Here is a 15,528-nt window from a genome sequence, read left to right as displayed (position 1 = left end):
GTCCCGGCCCTAGCCCTTTCGCACCGGGGGCGAAACGGTTAGTCGATGCCTATGAAGGACTTCCCGGCATGACCGCGCTCGCGAAGGCCGTGCTGACCGCGCTGAAGGCGGCCGCCGACCCGGCGCGCGCGCCGGGAATGCAGGCCTATATGAAGTCGGAAATGCCCTACCTCGGCGTCTCGGCTGTGCCCCTGCGGCAGGCCTGCAAGGAGCTCTTCCGGGGCCTCGGCTGGGCGCGTAGCGAGGACTGGCAGGCGGACGTGCTGGCGCTGTGGCGCGGGGCGCAGTTTCGCGAGGAGCGTTACGCGGCGATCGAGCTGACCGGCGTGAAGGCGGCGCACCATTTCCAGCGTCTCGACGCCCTGCCGATGTACGAGGAAATGATCGTCACCGGGGCGTGGTGGGACTACGTCGATGCCATTGCAGGCGGGCGATTCTGGACGCTGATCGTGAACGAAGGCGTGCGAATGAAGCGCTCGATGCGCAGCTGGAGCAGCGATCGGAACATGTGGAAACGGCGCAGTTCGATCCTTTGCCAGCTCAAGGCCAAGGAACACACCGACCTCGACCTGCTCTACGCCTGCATCGAGCCGTCGCTGGACTCGAAGGAGTTCTTCCTGCGCAAGGCGATCGGCTGGGCGCTGCGGCAATATGCCTGGACCGACCCGGCCGAAGTCGAGCGTTACGTCGCCGCCAACGCCGACCGGCTGAGCGGCCTCAGCAAGCGCGAGGCGCTGAAGAACGTGAGGAAGGCCGCCTGATGCCCGCTACCCCCGCCTGGCCGCCACGAAGCGCCCCTCGCCTGTTCGTGACCGGTCCCCTGGTGCCGGGTGCGGCGATAGCGGTCGAGGGGAACCAGGCGCACTACCTCGCCAAGGTAATGCGGGTGGACGAAGGCGATTCCGTCGTGCTGTGCGACGACACCACCGGCGAATGGGCCGCGCGGGTGCTCTCGGCGGGCAAGCGCGAGGTGGTGCTCGAACCGGTCGAGCAACTGCGGCCCCGCGAAGACGTGCCCGACCTGTGGCTCTGCCCCGCCCTGCTCAAGAAAGACCGCTTCGACCTCGTGCTCGAAAAGGCGACCGAGCTGGGCGTGCGGGTCATCCGCCCGATGGTCACCCGCCGCTGCGTGGCCGACAAGCTCAACCTCGACCGCGCCCGCGCCCATGTCATCGAAGCGGCGGAACAGTGCGCCCGCACCGCGCTGCCCGAACTCCACGAGCCGGTCTCGCTGGAAGCCCTGCTTCGCGACTGGCCAAAGGAGCGCGCGCTGTTCTTCGCCGACGAGATGGGCGGCAAGCCGGCACCGCAGGCCTTTGCGGCCCACGCCGGACCGGCGGCCATCCTGATCGGCCCCGAAGGCGGCTTCGACGACGCCGAGCGAGCCGCGATCCGTGCCCACCCTGCGGCGGTCCCCGTCTCGCTCGGTCCGCGCATCCTGCGGGGCGAAACCGCGGCCCTTTCTGCCGTGGCGCTGTGGATGGGCGCGACGGGCGATTGGGCGTGATTCCCGCACCATAAGTCCGGCTTGTCGCTACCCATGAAAATTGCAGGTGGCGGATCGCAACCGATCCGCTAAACGCGCCGCGATGAGCACGCGCAAGGCGTCAGAGGGGGAGGAGCCGCGGATCGAAAGCCGCGACCAGCTCGTGGCCCCGATGCAGGACGGCGAGAAGCCGCGCGAGCGCTGGCGTATCGGCACCGAGCACGAAAAGCTCGTCTACAAGCTCTCCGACCATACCGCCCCGAGCTATGACGAGCCCGGAGGTATCCACGACATCCTGCTGGAAATGCGGCAGTTCGGCTGGGAGCCGATCGAGGAAGGCGGAAAGGTCATCGCCATGGGCGGTGCCGACGGCACGATCAGCCTCGAACCCGCCGGGCAGCTCGAACTGTCGGGTGCCGCAGTCGAGAACCTGCACCAGACCTGCGCCGAAACCGGCCGCCACCTCCACCAGTGCAAAGCCGTCGGCGATGCGCTCGGGGTCGGCTTCCTCGGCCTGGGCATGTGGCCCGACAAGACCCGCGCCGATCTGCCGATCATGCCCAAGGGCCGCTACGACATCATGCTGCGGCACATGCCGCGGGTCGGAAATCTCGGCCTCGACATGATGCTGCGCACCTGCACCATCCAGACCAACCTCGACTATTCGAGCGAAGAGGACATGGCGGCGAAGTTCCGCACATCCCTCGCCCTCCAGCCGCTGGCCACCGCGCTGTTCGCCAACTCGCCGTTCACCGAAGGCAAGCCCAACGGCTTCCTCAGCTACCGCAGCCACATCTGGTCGGACACCGACCCGCACCGCACCGGCATGCTGCCCTTCGTGTTCGAGGACGGCTTCGGGTACGAACGCTACGTCGACTACATGCTCGACGTGCCGATGTACTTCGTCTTCCGCGACGGGAAATACATCGACGCCGCCGGTCAGAGCTTCCGCGATTTCCTCAAGGGCGAACTCCCGGCACTGCCCGGCGAACTGCCGACGACCAGCGACTGGACCGACCACCTTTCGACCGCCTTCCCCGAAGTGCGCCTCAAGTCGTTCCTCGAGATGCGCGGCGCCGACGGCGGTCCGTGGAACAGGATCTGCGCCCTGCCCGCGCTGTGGGTCGGCCTGCTCTACGACCGCGCCGCGCTCGACGCCGCCTGGGACCTGGTCAAGGACTGGACGATGGAAGAGCGCGAGGCGCTGCGCAACGCGGTGCCCAAGCTGGCGCTCGACGCACCGATCCCCGGCGGCAAGACGCTGCTCTCGCTGGCCCGCGAAGTATTGCCGATCGCCCGCGGCGGCCTGTCGCGCAGAGTGAAGCTCAACGCCAGCGGCGACAACGAGTCCGGCTTCCTCGAACCGCTCGAGGAAATCGTCGATTCCGGCGTGGTTCCGGCGCAGCGCCTGCTCGACAAGTACAACGGCGCGTGGGGCGGCGACATCACCCGCGTCTACGAAGAGAGCTTCTGAGCGTGATCGTCGTCAGCGGTCATTTCCGCCTGCCGACCGACCGCATCGCCGAGGCGCGCGAGCCGATGCTCGAAGTCATTACCGCATCGCTGCTCGAACCGGGGTGCCGGACCTATTCCTACGCCGAGGACGTGACCGAAGCGGGCCTGTTCCGGGTCTACGAGGAATGGGACGACCGCGCTGCGCTCGAAGCCCATTTCGCCACCCGGCACATGCGCCGCTGGCAGGAAGAGCGTGAGGCGCTGGGCTTCCACGATCGCGACATCTCAATCCGCGAAACGGGCGACTCCGACCCCTTCTGACTATTCCGCCGGCTGCACCTGCGGCTGGCGGCGTACTGCGGCACGACCGAGCAAGCGCGCGAGCGGTGCGGTCACAAGGCCATGCGCTTGCATCCACGCATGGTATTCGCGGTACTTGGCGTCTTCTGCCAGAAGGTGCGCTTCCTCGGTCCGCGCCCGCCAGTAGTAGACCCCGCTGACGCAGGCCATGAACACGGTGTTGCGGATCACGTCGACCCACGAATGGCTGGTGACCATCATCGGCATCGTCGACAGCCACCAGAACATGTTCTTGCTGAGATAGGCCGGATGGCGCGTGAAGCGATACGGACCGTTGGTCAGCACCCCGCGATAGGTGAGGTTGGAGAAGCGGATGCCGAAGGCGACCGTCGCCCAGGCGTAGACCGCGGTCAGGAACACCAGCAGCGCGGCCCAGGCCCAGAGCACCGCCGGATGCCCGTCGAACCAGTAGGACCAATCGGCGGTGTTGTATTCGTACTGCAGCAGCCCACCGTCGCCCATGAAGCCGTAGACGAACGGTGGGTAACACAGCAGCGCGGCTACCCAGCCGGCGAGCAGCGGGTTGCCGCTGCGGATGTGCGCGTCGAGCGGGCGCATCGTCAGCAGGTATCCGACGGTGCCGATCTGCACATCGACCACGAACATCAGGCTGAGCAGCGCGTTGCCCGCATAGACCGGGTTGTGCAGCACCTGCGAGAAATCGGCATCGACCACCTGAGCGAAACCCGGCGGCAGGATCGAAATCATGAAGGCGCTGAAGAAGCCCTTGATGGTCCAGGCGCGCCAGTGCTTCTTGACCCGCTCGATATCCCACGCTTCGCGCCCGATCAGCAGCGCGCCGAAATGCCAGGCACCGTCGCGCGGGTTGACCAGCACGCGGTCGAGCCACAGCACATAAGGGATCGACAGCACGAACATCGGTAGCGCCGCTGCGCCGATCACTTCCATCGCGAAGAGAAACTGCCCGTCCCAGTAGAAGCGGCCCAGGCAATAGGCGAAACCGATCAGCGCCCATGTCGCCCACAATCCGGCGATCTTGGTCGCCGCGGTGTCGAGGGCCTGCCTGAGGGGACGCGGGTTGGCCCAGTCGATGCCGGTGCTGGGATTGTGGTGGACCTTGTCGACGAAGATCGACCAGGCGGCCATGACCAGCCCGGTCAGGACCATCGCCAGGAAGGCGCTGTACGGCCCGGAAAGGCGCGCGCGCGGGCCCGGCAGGTCGAAGGCCTCTGCAATATCCGGCCAGTGGCGCGCAAGCAGGATATACCCGGCGAGCGCCAACAACCCGCTCACCCCGACCCACGCCGAAACGTCGCTCGCGGGCGGGCCTGCCCGGTCCTGGGCCGCCTGATGGGATTGCGCGTTCATCGCGCCCGGCCCTACCGCAAAAGGGTTAAGGGCCGGGTAAGACGCGAAGGTCAGCGGTAGGCGGTGATCTTGCCGTTATCTTCTAGGATGTAGAGCGTCTGGTTGGCCACGATCGGCGGCAGGGTAATGCCGCTGTTGAACTCGGCAAAGTCGGACACTTCGCCGGTCATCACGTCGACCGACTTGAGCTCGCCGCGGGTGTTGCCGATCCACAGGCGGTTGCCGGCCAGCACCGGACCGGTCCAGAACACCGGATTGGTGCGCTTTTCCTCGTTCTTGTAGCGCATCAGCTGGGTGATCCAGCGGGCCTTGCCGCTCGAACGGGCGATCGCCAGCAGGCGCGCATCGTCGGTCAGGGTGAAAATCCACTCGCCGGCCACGACCGGGGTCGAGATACCCGCCAGCGAAAGCTCCCAGATGCGCTGGCCGGTGACCAGTTCGTAGGCCGCCATGCGCCCGCCCTGGCCGAGCGCGTAGACGCGGCCGTTGTCGATGATCGGGTCGGCATCGACGTCGGTGAGCGTGCTGACCGAGGTCGAGATCGAGGTCCGCGCCAGCGCGTCGGACCACAGCGTGCGGCCGTTTTCGTAGCGGTAGGCGACGATCTCGCCGGTGCTGTACCCGGCGATCACCGTGCCCTGCCCGGCGGCCGGGGCGGCGACGCCGAACACGCCGGATTCGCCCGAAGCGGCGGCGTCCTGCCACAGGATGCGGCCGTCATCGATCGCCAGCGAGAAGATCTGGTTGTCCTGCGTCATCGCATAGACCGCGTTGAAGGCGACGGTCGGCGATCCGCGCAGCGGCCCGGCCGGGCGCGTGCGCCATTCCTCGGCGCCGGTCGTGGCATCGAGCTTGACCACGTCGCCCGCGCCGCTGGTGGCGTAGACCTTGCCGTCGGCATAGCTCACGCCCCCGCCGAACGATGACGGACGCAGGTCCTTTTCGAGGTCGGTCTGGTAGGTCCACCGCTTGCTCCCGGTGGCGGCGTCGAACGCCTGCACTGCGCCGTTCGTGTCGACCACGTAGAGCATGCCGCCGCCGATGACAGGGGCCGCGGCGAGGCGCTCACGCTTGCTGGTGCCGGCAATCGAGGTGGACCAGACCTGCGTCGGGGTGGCCGAGAGCGCAAGGTTGCCGGTCGCCTTGGTCGCCGAACCGGCGGCCTGGGCAAAGTCCGTGTTCACCTGCGGAGGCGGAACCACGACCGACACGCCCGCGAGCGATGGGTCTGGGGTAACCGTGGTGGCGATGCGCGAGAGGATCGGCTGGCGATTGCCGACGGTCGGCGTCTTCGCCTTGTCCTTGCCGCCGAACACGGCGCAGCCGCTCAGCATGCCCGCGAGCGCCAGCGCGGCGACGGTGTTGCGCAGTACGGTCGAGAAGGTCTTGGCGTTCATAGATCTTTCCATCACTGCGCGGTTTCGGCCGCGGTGCTCGGCTGTGCATCTTCGGAAACGGTTGCTTCGGCGTCCTCGACGGCATCGAAGCCGAGCAGGCCGGACATCTGCCGCGCGCGCGAGCGCAGCGACTGCGGAGCATTGTCGTCCTTGGCGATGGCCGCGAATAGCGGACCGGCGAGGTCCTTCTTGTCCTGTTGGACATAGGCCATGGCGACCAGTTCGGCGGCACTCGGGAAGAAGGCGTTGCCGGGCACGGCGAGCGGCTTGAGCCGGTCGATGACCTGCTGCGGCTTCATCTTGTCGTAATTGGTCGAAACGCCACGGATCGCGGCGAGGTCGCGGTAGGCCTGCGGCGCGCTGGTATCGTCGGCCAGGGCGAAGAACATTTGCGCGGCCTTGTCCGTGTCATGCTTGTCGGCGGCGATCGCGGCGCGCAGCAGGTTCGCGGCCGCCTGAGCGCCGGGCGAACCGTCCTTGGAGAGTTCCTCGAGCTGGCGGTCGGCCTTGTCGAGATTGCCGGCATCGAGCTGGTCCAGCGCGGAGACGAAGCTCTCCGAACCCTGCTCGAGCGTCTTCTCGCTGTTCTCCTCCCACAGGAGGTAACCGCCAAAGGCGAGCAGCCCGGCAACGATGATGCCGGCAATGATCTTGCCGTACTTCCTGGCGAACTGGGCCGCTTCGTCCTGCCGCACGGCCTCGTCGACCTCGCGCAGGAGCATGTCCTGCTGCGCGATTTCGCGGGCGGCGCGTTTTTCGTCTTCGGTCTGCGGCAATGTCGGTGTGAGGGCCACGCGGGGTCCGTTGCTGTTTTCTCTCTGCGCGCCCCGTTAAGGCCATGGGCGCGAAATCGCAATTGCCTATCGGCCAGTGTCCCCCGGCACTGTCCCCCGGCAGGTGAACCGCCGGTGAAGCGCTTGATCAGCCGGCGCGCTGTTCCATGACCGACCAGTAGAGCGCCTTGTAGCGCTCGACCATCTTTGCCTCCTCATACTCCTCGCGTGCCTTGGCGCGGTTGGCCATGCCGACCTTGGTTCGCAACACCGGATCGGCCGCCAGCGCTACCATGGCCGCACCAAGCGCCGCCTCGTCTTCCGGTGCCACGATGAACGGCAGGTTCTCCTTGGCGACCATGCCCGAAACGTCGCCGACCGCGGGCGCCGCCACCGGCACCCCGGCCGCCATCGCCTCGAGCACCGAGATCGGGAACTGCTCGGACTGCGAGGAGAGCACGAAAATATCGAACAGCGGCGCCAGCGATGCGGCGTCGGTGAAGCCGGGCAGGTGCACCCGGTCCTCGATCCCGAGGCGGCGAGCCTCTTCCTCGATCGCACCGCGCTCCGGCCCTTCCCCGGCGATGACGAGTTGCCATTCCTCGGGCAGTCCGGCGAAGGCGCGGACCATGGCCGGCAGGTTCTTGACCTTGCGGAGCCCAGCGAGCGTCCCGGCCCACAGCTCGCCCTTGCGCTTGACGAGACCCGGCAGCAGGTCGCGCTTCGGCTTGCCGGCATAGTCCATCGTCGCGATGCCGTTGGGAATGCGCCGCACCCGGCTGCGCGGCTGGTGCCAGGCGCGCAGCGCGACCGTCTCCAGCGTGCGCGAGGGCACGACCAGCGCCGAAGTGCGGCCGAGCGCGATGCGGCGGTAGAAGTTGCGCGAAGCCTTGAGCCCGTCCGCCTCGTCCTCGTTGAAGCCATCCTCGTGGTGGATCAGCGGCGGCAAATTGAAGGCGTCGGCGAACAGGGTGTGCGCCAGCACCGCGTCCATCGCCCCCCAATTGTAGGTGCAGATCAGGTCATAGTTCTGCATCGCCGCCGCCAGCTTTGCCAGTCGCCGCGGCCAGGGCTTGCCGTTGAGCGAAGGAAACGGCGGCCAGCTGACGTTGGCCTTCCGGTCGAGCAGCTTTGCCGCGCCGCGCTTTTCGTAATCGCTGGAAACGATGGCGTGCTCGGCCTCGCGGGAGAGCGCATTGATCAGCCGCACGCAGCGCACTTCCTTGCCGCCCGCATCGAACGTCGAATGCAGGTGCAGTATGCGCGGCTTCGCTCCCGCGGCGCTCATGCGATGTCCGCCAGCCACGCGGCAATCGCCTCCTGCGCCGCCGGTTCGCCGAGCAGCGGGGGGTGGCCGACGCCGGGCACCGTGACGGCCTTTGCCCCCAGCACCTCACCTTGCATCGCTTCGACCGTCGCTTGCGAAATCAGGTCCGACAATTCACCGCGCAGGACGAGCAGGGGCATCCCGGCAAGCGAGCGATAGGCAGGCCACAGATCCAGGCCGATGCCTGCATCGTTGTTCTGAAGCGATTCGGCGACGCGCATGTCGTAGTCGAAGGTAATACGGCCGTTGCCGCTTATGCACATCAGCTGTTTGGCGAAGGCGATCCATTCGGACAGGCCGAAGGTGGGGTGCGCCGACCCGTTGCTTTCACGCAGCGCGCGCGCGGCGTGCATCCAGGTTTCGTAGCTGCCGCCCTGCCCGACGTATTCGCGAATGCGGGCGACGCCTTCAGGTTCAAGGTCGGGCCCGATGTCGTTGAGCGCGACCCCGGCGAGCGGCCAGGCCTTGGCCTGCGCGATGAACATCGCCATCAACCCGCCCATCGAGGTGCCGACCACCGCCACCGACCCCACGTCCAGTTGCTGCAGCAGGCGCACGACGTCATCGACGTAGGTCGGCAGGTTGTAGCTTGATCCGTCGCGCCCGTACTCGCTGTCGCCCCGCCCGCGCATTTCGGGCACGATCATCCGCCACTCCCCGGCAAAGCGTTCGGCCAGCGGGGCGAAATCACGCGCATTCCGAGTCAGGCCGTGCAGGCAGAGCAGCGGCGGCTTGCCTTCCCCGCCCGGGTAATCGCGATAGTGCAGCTTGAGACCGTCGGCGGATTCCCACTCGTCGTCCTGCCAAACGGGTTGGGCCATGCCGCGGTAGATCCCTGCTCAGGAGCCGCCTTGCGCTGCCCCGTTCCGGCGGCCACTAATGCCAGATGCGTGCCGAACCGCAACCCGCCCCCTACAGCCCCGATCCGCAAATCCTCGAGCTGGCCGATTGGCTCGCCGTTCCGGTGCGGGCAGCCGATTTTCCGATGCACGAGCTGCGCTTCCGCAACCGCCGCTGGGACCGTGCGATTGGGCTCGGCGAGCTGTCGGACGAGCAGTGGATCGCGCACTTCGGCAGGTTCGAGCCCCTGCCCGACAACCTTCCGCAGCCGCTGGCTCAGCGCTATCACGGCCACCAGTTCCGCGTGTACAACCCCGAGATCGGCGACGGGCGTGGCTTTACGTTTGCGCAGATGCGCGATGCGAACGGTCGCCTGCTCGATCTCGGAACCAAGGGCAGTGGGCTCACCCCTTTCAGCCGCACCGCCGACGGTCGGCTGACGCTCAAGGGTGCCGTGCGCGAGATCCTCGCCACCGAAATGCTCGAGGCGCTGGGCACCTATACCTCGAAGACCTTTTCGGTGATCGAGACCGGGGAAGAGCTGGAGCGTGGGGACGAACCCTCGCCGACCCGCTCGGCGGTGCTCGTTCGGCTGAGCCATTCGCACATCCGCATTGGCACCTTCCAGCGCCTCGCCGTGCTCGAGGAAGACGAGCACATGCGTGCGCTGGTCGACTATTGCCTCGCCAACTATCCCGGTTCGCCGCCGCCGGAGGACGCTCCCGGGCGCGACGAACCGGCAGCACAATTGATGCACCAGGCAGCCGAGCGGCTCGGCGACCTTGCCGCTAGCTACATGGTCGCCGGGTTCGTTCACGGCGTGCTTAATTCGGACAACATGAACATTACCGGCGAGAGCTTCGACTACGGCCCGTGGCGCTGGCTGCCACTGTGGGACCCGGCTTTTACCGCCGCCTATTTCGACCACGGCGGGCTCTACGCGTTCGGCCGCCAGCCCGAAGCGATCCACTGGAACCTCGCCCAACTTGCGATCGCGTTGCGGCGGATCAGCGAGCCCGAGCCGCTGCTCGCCGCCTACAACCGTTTCGGCGAATGCTATACCGCGGCGATGGCGCGGCGGTTCTGCTGGCGCCTCGGCTTGACCGGCGGCGACCGTGACGACGCGATCCGGTTGATAGAAGCCGCCGAACGGGCGATGCGCGAGGGCCGGCTCGGACCGGACGCCTTCTTCTTCGCCCATCGCGGCGGGCGCGGCACAGAAGGCGAGCTGGCTGACGCTCTCGCGCCGTTTGAGCCAATTGTGGACGAACATCCCTACTGGAGCGACGCCGCCCCACAGACGATACTGATCGATGAAGTCGAGGCGAACTGGGCCGCCATCGCCGAGCGCGACGACTGGCAGCCGCTCCACGACAAGGTTACCGCTCTGCGCCGGATGGGGGACGCTATGGGCGAACCGCCAGCCCCGGCCGGGCATAGCAATTAGTTACTTCCAAACCTTCCCCGCACTGGCTTGCTTAATGCGGAGCGGCTATCAGCCCTCGCGGTATCCGATACAAACGCTGTAAACCTGTCATCAGTCTTGGGCGAAAACCTTATCATATCCACCGAGCCGGCGACCGGCGAGGAGCTTTGGCGCGGCAAGGCGGGCAACGTCGACGAAACCGTCGACAGGGCCCGGCGCGCCTGGCCCGCCTGGGCCGCGCAGCCGCTCGCCAAGCGGATCGAACTGGTGCGCCGCTTCTCCAACGAAGTGCTCAACGAACAGGACGCCTTCGCCCAGTTGATCGCGCGCGAGACCGGCAAACCGATGTGGGAAGCCCGCACCGAGGTCGAGGCGGTCATCGCCAAGGTCGAAATCTCGATCCGCGCCTATGCCGAGCGTACCGGCCAGCGGAAGCTCGACAGCGCTCTGCAAGGCAGCGCCGCCGTGCGCCACAAGCCCCACGGCATAATGGCAGTGCTCGGACCCTACAATTTTCCCGCCCACCTGCCTAACGGGCACGTCCTGCCGGCGCTGATCGCCGGCAACGCCGTGATCTTGAAGCCGAGCGAGAAGACCCCGGCGACCGGCGAATTCCTGATGAAGCTGTTCAACCGCGCCGGGATCAGCGCGGCGATCGTCCAGGTGCTCCATGGCGGGCCGGAGGAAGGCAAAGCGCTTGTCGCACACCCGGGCGTCGACGGGGTACTGTTCACCGGCAGCGCTCAGGCAGGCATCGCCATCAACCGCAAGCTAGCGACAAACCCGGGCAAGATCGTCGCGCTGGAAATGGGCGGTAATAACCCGATCGTGCTGTGGGACACGCCCAAGATTCACGATGCGACCAACCTGATCGTGCAGTCGGCCTTCACCACCGCCGGCCAGCGCTGCACCGCCGCGCGGCGGCTGATCGTCAAGGCGAGCATGTTCGACGAGGTCATGGCCGACCTGAAATCGACGACTGACCGCATCATCATTGGCGCCCCGTTCGACGAGCCGGCCCCGTTCATGGGTCCGGTGATCGACAGCAATGCCGCCGACCAGTTGACCGAGGCTTTCCTCTACCTTCTGTCCAACGGCGGCAAGCCGATCACCCACATGCGACGCCCGCGCAAGGGGCTGCCCTTCGTCACCCCGGGCATCATCGACACCACCGACATGGCCGAGCGTCCCGACGTCGAACTGTTCGGTCCGCTGCTGCAGGTCATCAGGGTCGACGATTTCGACGAGGCGATTGCCGAGGCGAACAACACGCGCTTCGGACTCTCGGCCTCGCTGATCGGCGGCAATCCGCAGGAGTACAATCGCTTCTGGGCCAATATCCGCGCCGGGATCGTCAACTGGAACCGCCCGACCAACGGGGCCAGCTCGTCCGCGCCGTTCGGCGGGGTCGGCCTGTCGGGCAACCACCGCCCGGCCGCGTTCTATGCCGCCGACTACTGCGCCTACCCGGTCACCAGCACCGAGATGGAACAACCGCGCTCCAGCCTCGGCGTCGGCTTCAGGGACGCCTGAGCCTGCTCTTCAGCCGCCGTTGGTGACGAGGTCGACCGAGGTCAGGCCGTTGCTTTGCGCACGGGCATAGACCACGAAACTGCTGCCGCCCTTGCTGCCGCCGATCGTGTCTTCACCATCGATCAGCGCGCGGTCGACAGTGAAACCGGCACTGCTCGCGCGGGTGAAGTAGAAATCGACCACTTCGCCGAGCGGAACAGGGGTGAGGAAGTTGACCACCCGAAGGCGGCAATTGCCGGCATCGCTCCCGGCCGCTTCCTGCACCGCGCCGCGCGGATAGACCGGGAAGGCCTCCGGCATCTTCGCTGCCCAGCTTGCGGTGTAGGTGGCGATTTCGGCGCAGTTTTCGCCGCCGCCCGGCGAGGCGGCCGCGCGCGCTGCGGCAGTGAGCGTTGCGCCCGCCGGCAGCGATGCGGAGACTTGCCGCGCGTCCGGCGCCTTCTTCATCCGCCCCGGCCCACCGACCAAGGTGAGCGCATCGGAGCGGGCGGCGGCAATCGCTTCGGGCGAACTGTCCTCCACTGGGATCGAGCCATCGCCGTCGGGCAGCAAGGCCGCGGCATTGGCGCGGTTCTGGCCGACGAGATCGGGATCGACCATGATCCGGTCCTGCAACGCGGAAGTCATTGCCGGATCGTCTTCCGGCTTGGGCGCCTCTTCCTCGCTGCCGCAGGCGGCCAGCAGTACGAACGGGGCAAGAACGATCACGGAACGGCGAAGCATTGCGGTATCCTCGACTGGCGGACCCGAGTCCGCGAATTGCAGGCTCATACAGCCTAACCGTTGCCGAAACGCCTACTGCGACGGCGCCGTCCCGAATTGGGATATCCCGGGCACCCGCACAAACTATCAAGGCGCCCGCACGGTTCACCGCACGGACGCCTTGGCGCGACCCCCATAGGTTGCGACCCGAGGGCCGCGCTGCGGCTACGCCCAACAGGGGAAGGCGTAGCCGGTATTAGTGAGCGACCTAGCGGCAACCGCCCTTGTCGATTTCCTTGCCGATGACAGCGCCCGCGGCAGCGCCAAGGATGGTGCCGAGCGTGCGGTCGCCGCGGCTGTCGACCGAACGGCCGAGCAGGGCGCCGGCGGCGGCACCGACGATCAGACCGGTCGTGCCGTCGCGGCGGCTACAGTAGTAACGGCCGTCATTGCCGCGCCACACGCGAGTGTCGCGATAGACGGGTTCGGCGTAATAGGTGCGCGCGGGCTGGTAGTAGCCGTACGAGCGGTAGCCCGAAGAACGGTAGCGATCGTAGTCGCGCGAATGGCCGCGGTCCTTGTACCAGCCCCGGTGCTTGCCACGGTCGCGATTGTGCTCCCAGGTATCGTTCGGATAGGCGCTGTGCGAGGCACCAGGCCAGGCATATTCGGCGGCCGATGCGGTTGCCGGGAGGGCCAGGCCGGTAACGGCGAGGGCCAGTGCGGCATTGCGGATAACGGTACTCATATCACAACTCCTTCAGGCTGTTCGAGCCAGTGGTTCATAAATATGATTGGTTTTCTGAACGTCGTGCAACCGAACTGCAAGAAACGACAAGGTGCTGATTTGCTTTCGGAATAACTTTCGCCACCGCGCTTGCCGCTCGCCGGAGCGGGGCGTAGTTCGGCTGCGATGAGCGGGGCAAGCACGCATTACGACCGGGCCGGACTGGCCAACGCCATTGGCGCGCACGTGTTCTGGGGCTCGATGCCGCTCTACCTGCAGCTTGTCCACACCGTGCCGGCGGTCGAATACGTCGCCTGGCGCATCCTGTTCACAATCCCGCTGTGCCTCGCAATCATCGCCTGGCGCCGGGCCTGGCCCGAAATCCAGGTCGCCCTGCGCGACCGCAAGACGATGCTGACTTTGCTCGCCAGTTCGACGCTGATCGGGGTCAACTGGTTCCTGTACGTCTGGGCGATCCAGACCGGGCACGTCTACGCTGCGAGCCTCGGTTATTACATCCTGCCGCTGACGATGATGTTGCTCGGTCTCGTCGTGCTCGGCGAGAAGCTGACTCGCTGGCAGTGGCGCGCGATCGGCCTAGCCAGCGTCGGCGTTGCGATCCTTGCCGCGGGGGCGCTCTCAACGCTTTGGCTGAGCCTGAGCATGGCGACGACCTTCGGGCTCTACGGCCTGCTGCGCAAGAAGGTGAAGGCCGGGCCGCTCGTCGGGCTGACGCTCGAGGCGCTGATCCTCGCCCCGCTCTCCCTGGCGCTGACCTGGTGGTATGCGCAGAGCGCCGCCGGTTCGGCGCTGGCGCAGGGTCCGCTGGTCGCCTTCGCTGTGGTGATGGGCGGGCCGATGACGGCGTTCCCGCTGATCATGTTCGCGTTCGCTGCGCGGAGGCTACCCTACACGGTGATCGGCTTCCTGCAGTTCAGTTCGCCGACCATCGTCTTCCTGCTCGGCCTGCTGGTGTTCGGCGAGGACCTGAAACCGGCGCAACTCGGTTGCTTCGTGATGATCTGGGCGGCGGCGGCGGTTTTCCTGTGGGACGTATTCCACAACGCCCGCCGGCCTAAGCCGGTCGCTCCGGTCGCCTAGGCGAGCCGCCAGCCGAGCGTCTCGCCGGCGTGGAACGGGACGAGCGTTTCGCCCTCGGCCGTAATCTCCGCCGGCACCTCGACCGGAGCCTGTTCGAGCGTCACCGTGCCTTCGTTGAGCGGCAGGCGATAGAAGCGCGGGCCGTTCTCGCTGGCGAAGGCCTCGAACTTGTCGAGCGCACCCTCTGCGTCGAACACCGCGACATAGCTCTCGAGCGCAAAGGGCGCGTTGAAGATGCCGGCACAGCCGCAAGCCGCTTCCTTGAGGTGCCGCGCGTGGGGTGCGGTGTCGGTGCCGAGGAAGAACTTCTCCGATCCCGAAGTCGCCGCCTTCCGCAACGCCAACCGGTGCTGTTCGCGCTTGGCGACGGGCAGGCAGTAAGCGTGCGGGCGAATCCCGCCGACCAGCATGGCGTTGCGGTTGATATGCAGGTGTTGCGGGGTGATCGTCGCCGCGACGTTCTCGCCTGCTCTTTCTACGAACTGCACCGCTTCGGACGTGGTCACGTGCTCGAACACCACCCGAAGCTCGGGCAATTCGCGCATCAGCGGCGCCATCGAACGCTCGATGAACACCGCCTCGCGGTCGAACACGTCGATATCGGGCGTGGTCACCTCGCCATGAACGCACAGCGTCATGCCGATGTCGGCCATGCGTTCGAGCACCGGCATGATCTTGTCGATCGCGGTGACGCCATGCGCCGAATTGGTCGTCGCGTTGGCGGGATAGAGCTTGGCTGCAGTGAACACGCCTGCTTCGAATCCACGTGCGACTTCGTCGGGGTCGGTCGCATCGGTGAGGTAGCAGGTCATCAGCGGCGTGAAGTCCGCGTCCTCGGGCAGCGCGGCGAGGATCCGCTCGTGATAGGCCGCAGCGCTCGCCGTGTCGGTCACCGGCGGCGAGAGGTTTGGCATGACGATCGCCCGGGCAAACTGGCGCGCGGTGTATTCGGCCACGGCTTTCAACATTGCCCCGTCGCGCAAATGGACATGCCAGTCGTCGGGGCGGCGGATGGTCAAGCGCTTTGTGGACATCGCCGCCCCGATAGGACGCGCGGGGGCTTGCCACAAGC

The 15,528-nt window shown here is 66.8% G+C and carries 15 protein-coding genes; 7 read left to right on the top strand and 8 right to left on the bottom strand.

The window, feature by feature from the left end; translation table 11 throughout:
- The first annotated feature begins 68 nt into the window (after nucleotides 1-68).
- From GRI89_RS02185 to GRI89_RS02170, 4 genes are all read left to right on the top strand, one after another.
- Complete coding sequence (locus GRI89_RS02185) at nucleotides 69-761, top strand: DNA alkylation repair protein (RefSeq protein WP_159791734.1); 693 nt, start codon at nucleotides 69-71, stop codon at nucleotides 759-761.
- Entirely contained in the window at nucleotides 761-1,507 is a 747-nt protein-coding gene (locus tag GRI89_RS02180; RefSeq protein ID WP_159791732.1) for a 16S rRNA (uracil(1498)-N(3))-methyltransferase, read from the top strand. The genes GRI89_RS02185 and GRI89_RS02180 overlap by 1 nt, the downstream gene beginning before the upstream one ends.
- A gap of 82 nt (nucleotides 1,508-1,589) precedes the next feature.
- Nucleotides 1,590-2,960 (top strand): glutamate--cysteine ligase, encoded by a 1,371-nt coding sequence (locus tag GRI89_RS02175; RefSeq protein ID WP_159791730.1) that lies wholly within the window; start codon nucleotides 1,590-1,592, stop codon nucleotides 2,958-2,960.
- A 2-nt stretch (nucleotides 2,961-2,962) separates the two neighbouring features.
- Nucleotides 2,963-3,262: a putative quinol monooxygenase gene (locus tag GRI89_RS02170; RefSeq protein WP_328598038.1), complete on the top strand. Its 300-nt coding sequence runs from the start codon at nucleotides 2,963-2,965 to the stop codon at nucleotides 3,260-3,262.
- On the opposite strand, the gene GRI89_RS02165 is transcribed toward GRI89_RS02170, so the two are convergent.
- From GRI89_RS02165 to GRI89_RS02145, 5 genes are all read right to left on the bottom strand, one after another.
- On the bottom strand, nucleotides 3,263-4,630 hold the full coding sequence (locus GRI89_RS02165) for a methyltransferase family protein (RefSeq protein ID WP_159791728.1): 1,368 nt from the start codon (nucleotides 4,628-4,630) through the stop codon (nucleotides 3,263-3,265).
- A 50-nt stretch (nucleotides 4,631-4,680) separates the two neighbouring features.
- Nucleotides 4,681-6,027 (bottom strand): outer membrane protein assembly factor BamB family protein, encoded by a 1,347-nt coding sequence (locus GRI89_RS02160; RefSeq protein ID WP_159791726.1) that lies wholly within the window; start codon nucleotides 6,025-6,027, stop codon nucleotides 4,681-4,683.
- Nucleotides 6,028-6,038: 11 nt separating this feature from the next.
- Nucleotides 6,039-6,821 (bottom strand): tetratricopeptide repeat protein, encoded by a 783-nt coding sequence (locus tag GRI89_RS02155; protein WP_328598037.1) that lies wholly within the window; start codon nucleotides 6,819-6,821, stop codon nucleotides 6,039-6,041.
- Nucleotides 6,822-6,948: 127 nt separating this feature from the next.
- Complete coding sequence (locus GRI89_RS02150; RefSeq protein ID WP_159791724.1) at nucleotides 6,949-8,088, bottom strand: glycosyltransferase family 4 protein; 1,140 nt, start codon at nucleotides 8,086-8,088, stop codon at nucleotides 6,949-6,951.
- Nucleotides 8,085-8,948 (bottom strand): alpha/beta fold hydrolase, encoded by an 864-nt coding sequence (locus GRI89_RS02145; protein ID WP_159791722.1) that lies wholly within the window; start codon nucleotides 8,946-8,948, stop codon nucleotides 8,085-8,087. The genes GRI89_RS02150 and GRI89_RS02145 overlap by 4 nt, the downstream gene beginning before the upstream one ends.
- A gap of 65 nt (nucleotides 8,949-9,013) precedes the next feature.
- On the opposite strand from GRI89_RS02145, the gene GRI89_RS02140 reads away from it, so the two are divergent.
- Together GRI89_RS02140 and astD are read left to right on the top strand one after the other, a co-directional pair.
- Nucleotides 9,014-10,414, top strand: coding sequence for a protein adenylyltransferase SelO family protein (locus tag GRI89_RS02140; protein WP_159791720.1), 1,401 nt, complete (start codon nucleotides 9,014-9,016; stop codon nucleotides 10,412-10,414).
- A 96-nt stretch (nucleotides 10,415-10,510) separates the two neighbouring features.
- Nucleotides 10,511-11,926 carry a succinylglutamate-semialdehyde dehydrogenase gene (astD, locus tag GRI89_RS02135; protein WP_159791718.1) on the top strand — a complete coding sequence of 472 codons (1,416 nt, stop codon included), beginning with the start codon at nucleotides 10,511-10,513 and terminating at the stop codon, nucleotides 11,924-11,926.
- A gap of 9 nt (nucleotides 11,927-11,935) precedes the next feature.
- Here the strand turns inward: astD and GRI89_RS02130 are convergent, their stop codons facing one another.
- Entirely contained in the window at nucleotides 11,936-12,649 is a 714-nt protein-coding gene (locus GRI89_RS02130) for a hypothetical protein (protein ID WP_159791716.1), read from the bottom strand.
- 247 nt (nucleotides 12,650-12,896) lie between these two features.
- The gene (locus GRI89_RS02125; protein WP_159791714.1) at nucleotides 12,897-13,376 is read right to left on the bottom strand and encodes a glycine zipper 2TM domain-containing protein; all 480 of its coding nucleotides are present in this window, start codon (nucleotides 13,374-13,376) and stop codon (nucleotides 12,897-12,899) included.
- 165 nt (nucleotides 13,377-13,541) lie between these two features.
- Between GRI89_RS02125 and rarD the strand changes: the two genes are divergently transcribed.
- A complete protein-coding gene (gene rarD / locus GRI89_RS02120; RefSeq protein ID WP_159791712.1) occupies nucleotides 13,542-14,456 on the top strand; it encodes an EamA family transporter RarD in 915 nt (304 codons plus the stop codon).
- Here rarD and pyrC read toward each other — a convergent pair.
- Nucleotides 14,453-15,490 carry a dihydroorotase gene (gene pyrC, locus GRI89_RS02115; RefSeq protein WP_159791710.1) on the bottom strand — a complete coding sequence of 346 codons (1,038 nt, stop codon included), beginning with the start codon at nucleotides 15,488-15,490 and terminating at the stop codon, nucleotides 14,453-14,455. The two genes, rarD and pyrC, sit on opposite strands and share 4 nt — an antisense overlap.
- Nucleotides 15,491-15,528 lie beyond the last annotated feature (38 nt).

The organism is Croceibacterium salegens, assembly GCF_009827435.1.
In the GTDB taxonomy this organism is placed as follows: domain Bacteria; phylum Pseudomonadota; class Alphaproteobacteria; order Sphingomonadales; family Sphingomonadaceae; genus Croceibacterium_B; species Croceibacterium_B salegens.
Note: the sequence above shows the minus strand (reverse complement) of the source record. Positions and strands in the feature narration are given on the sequence as shown.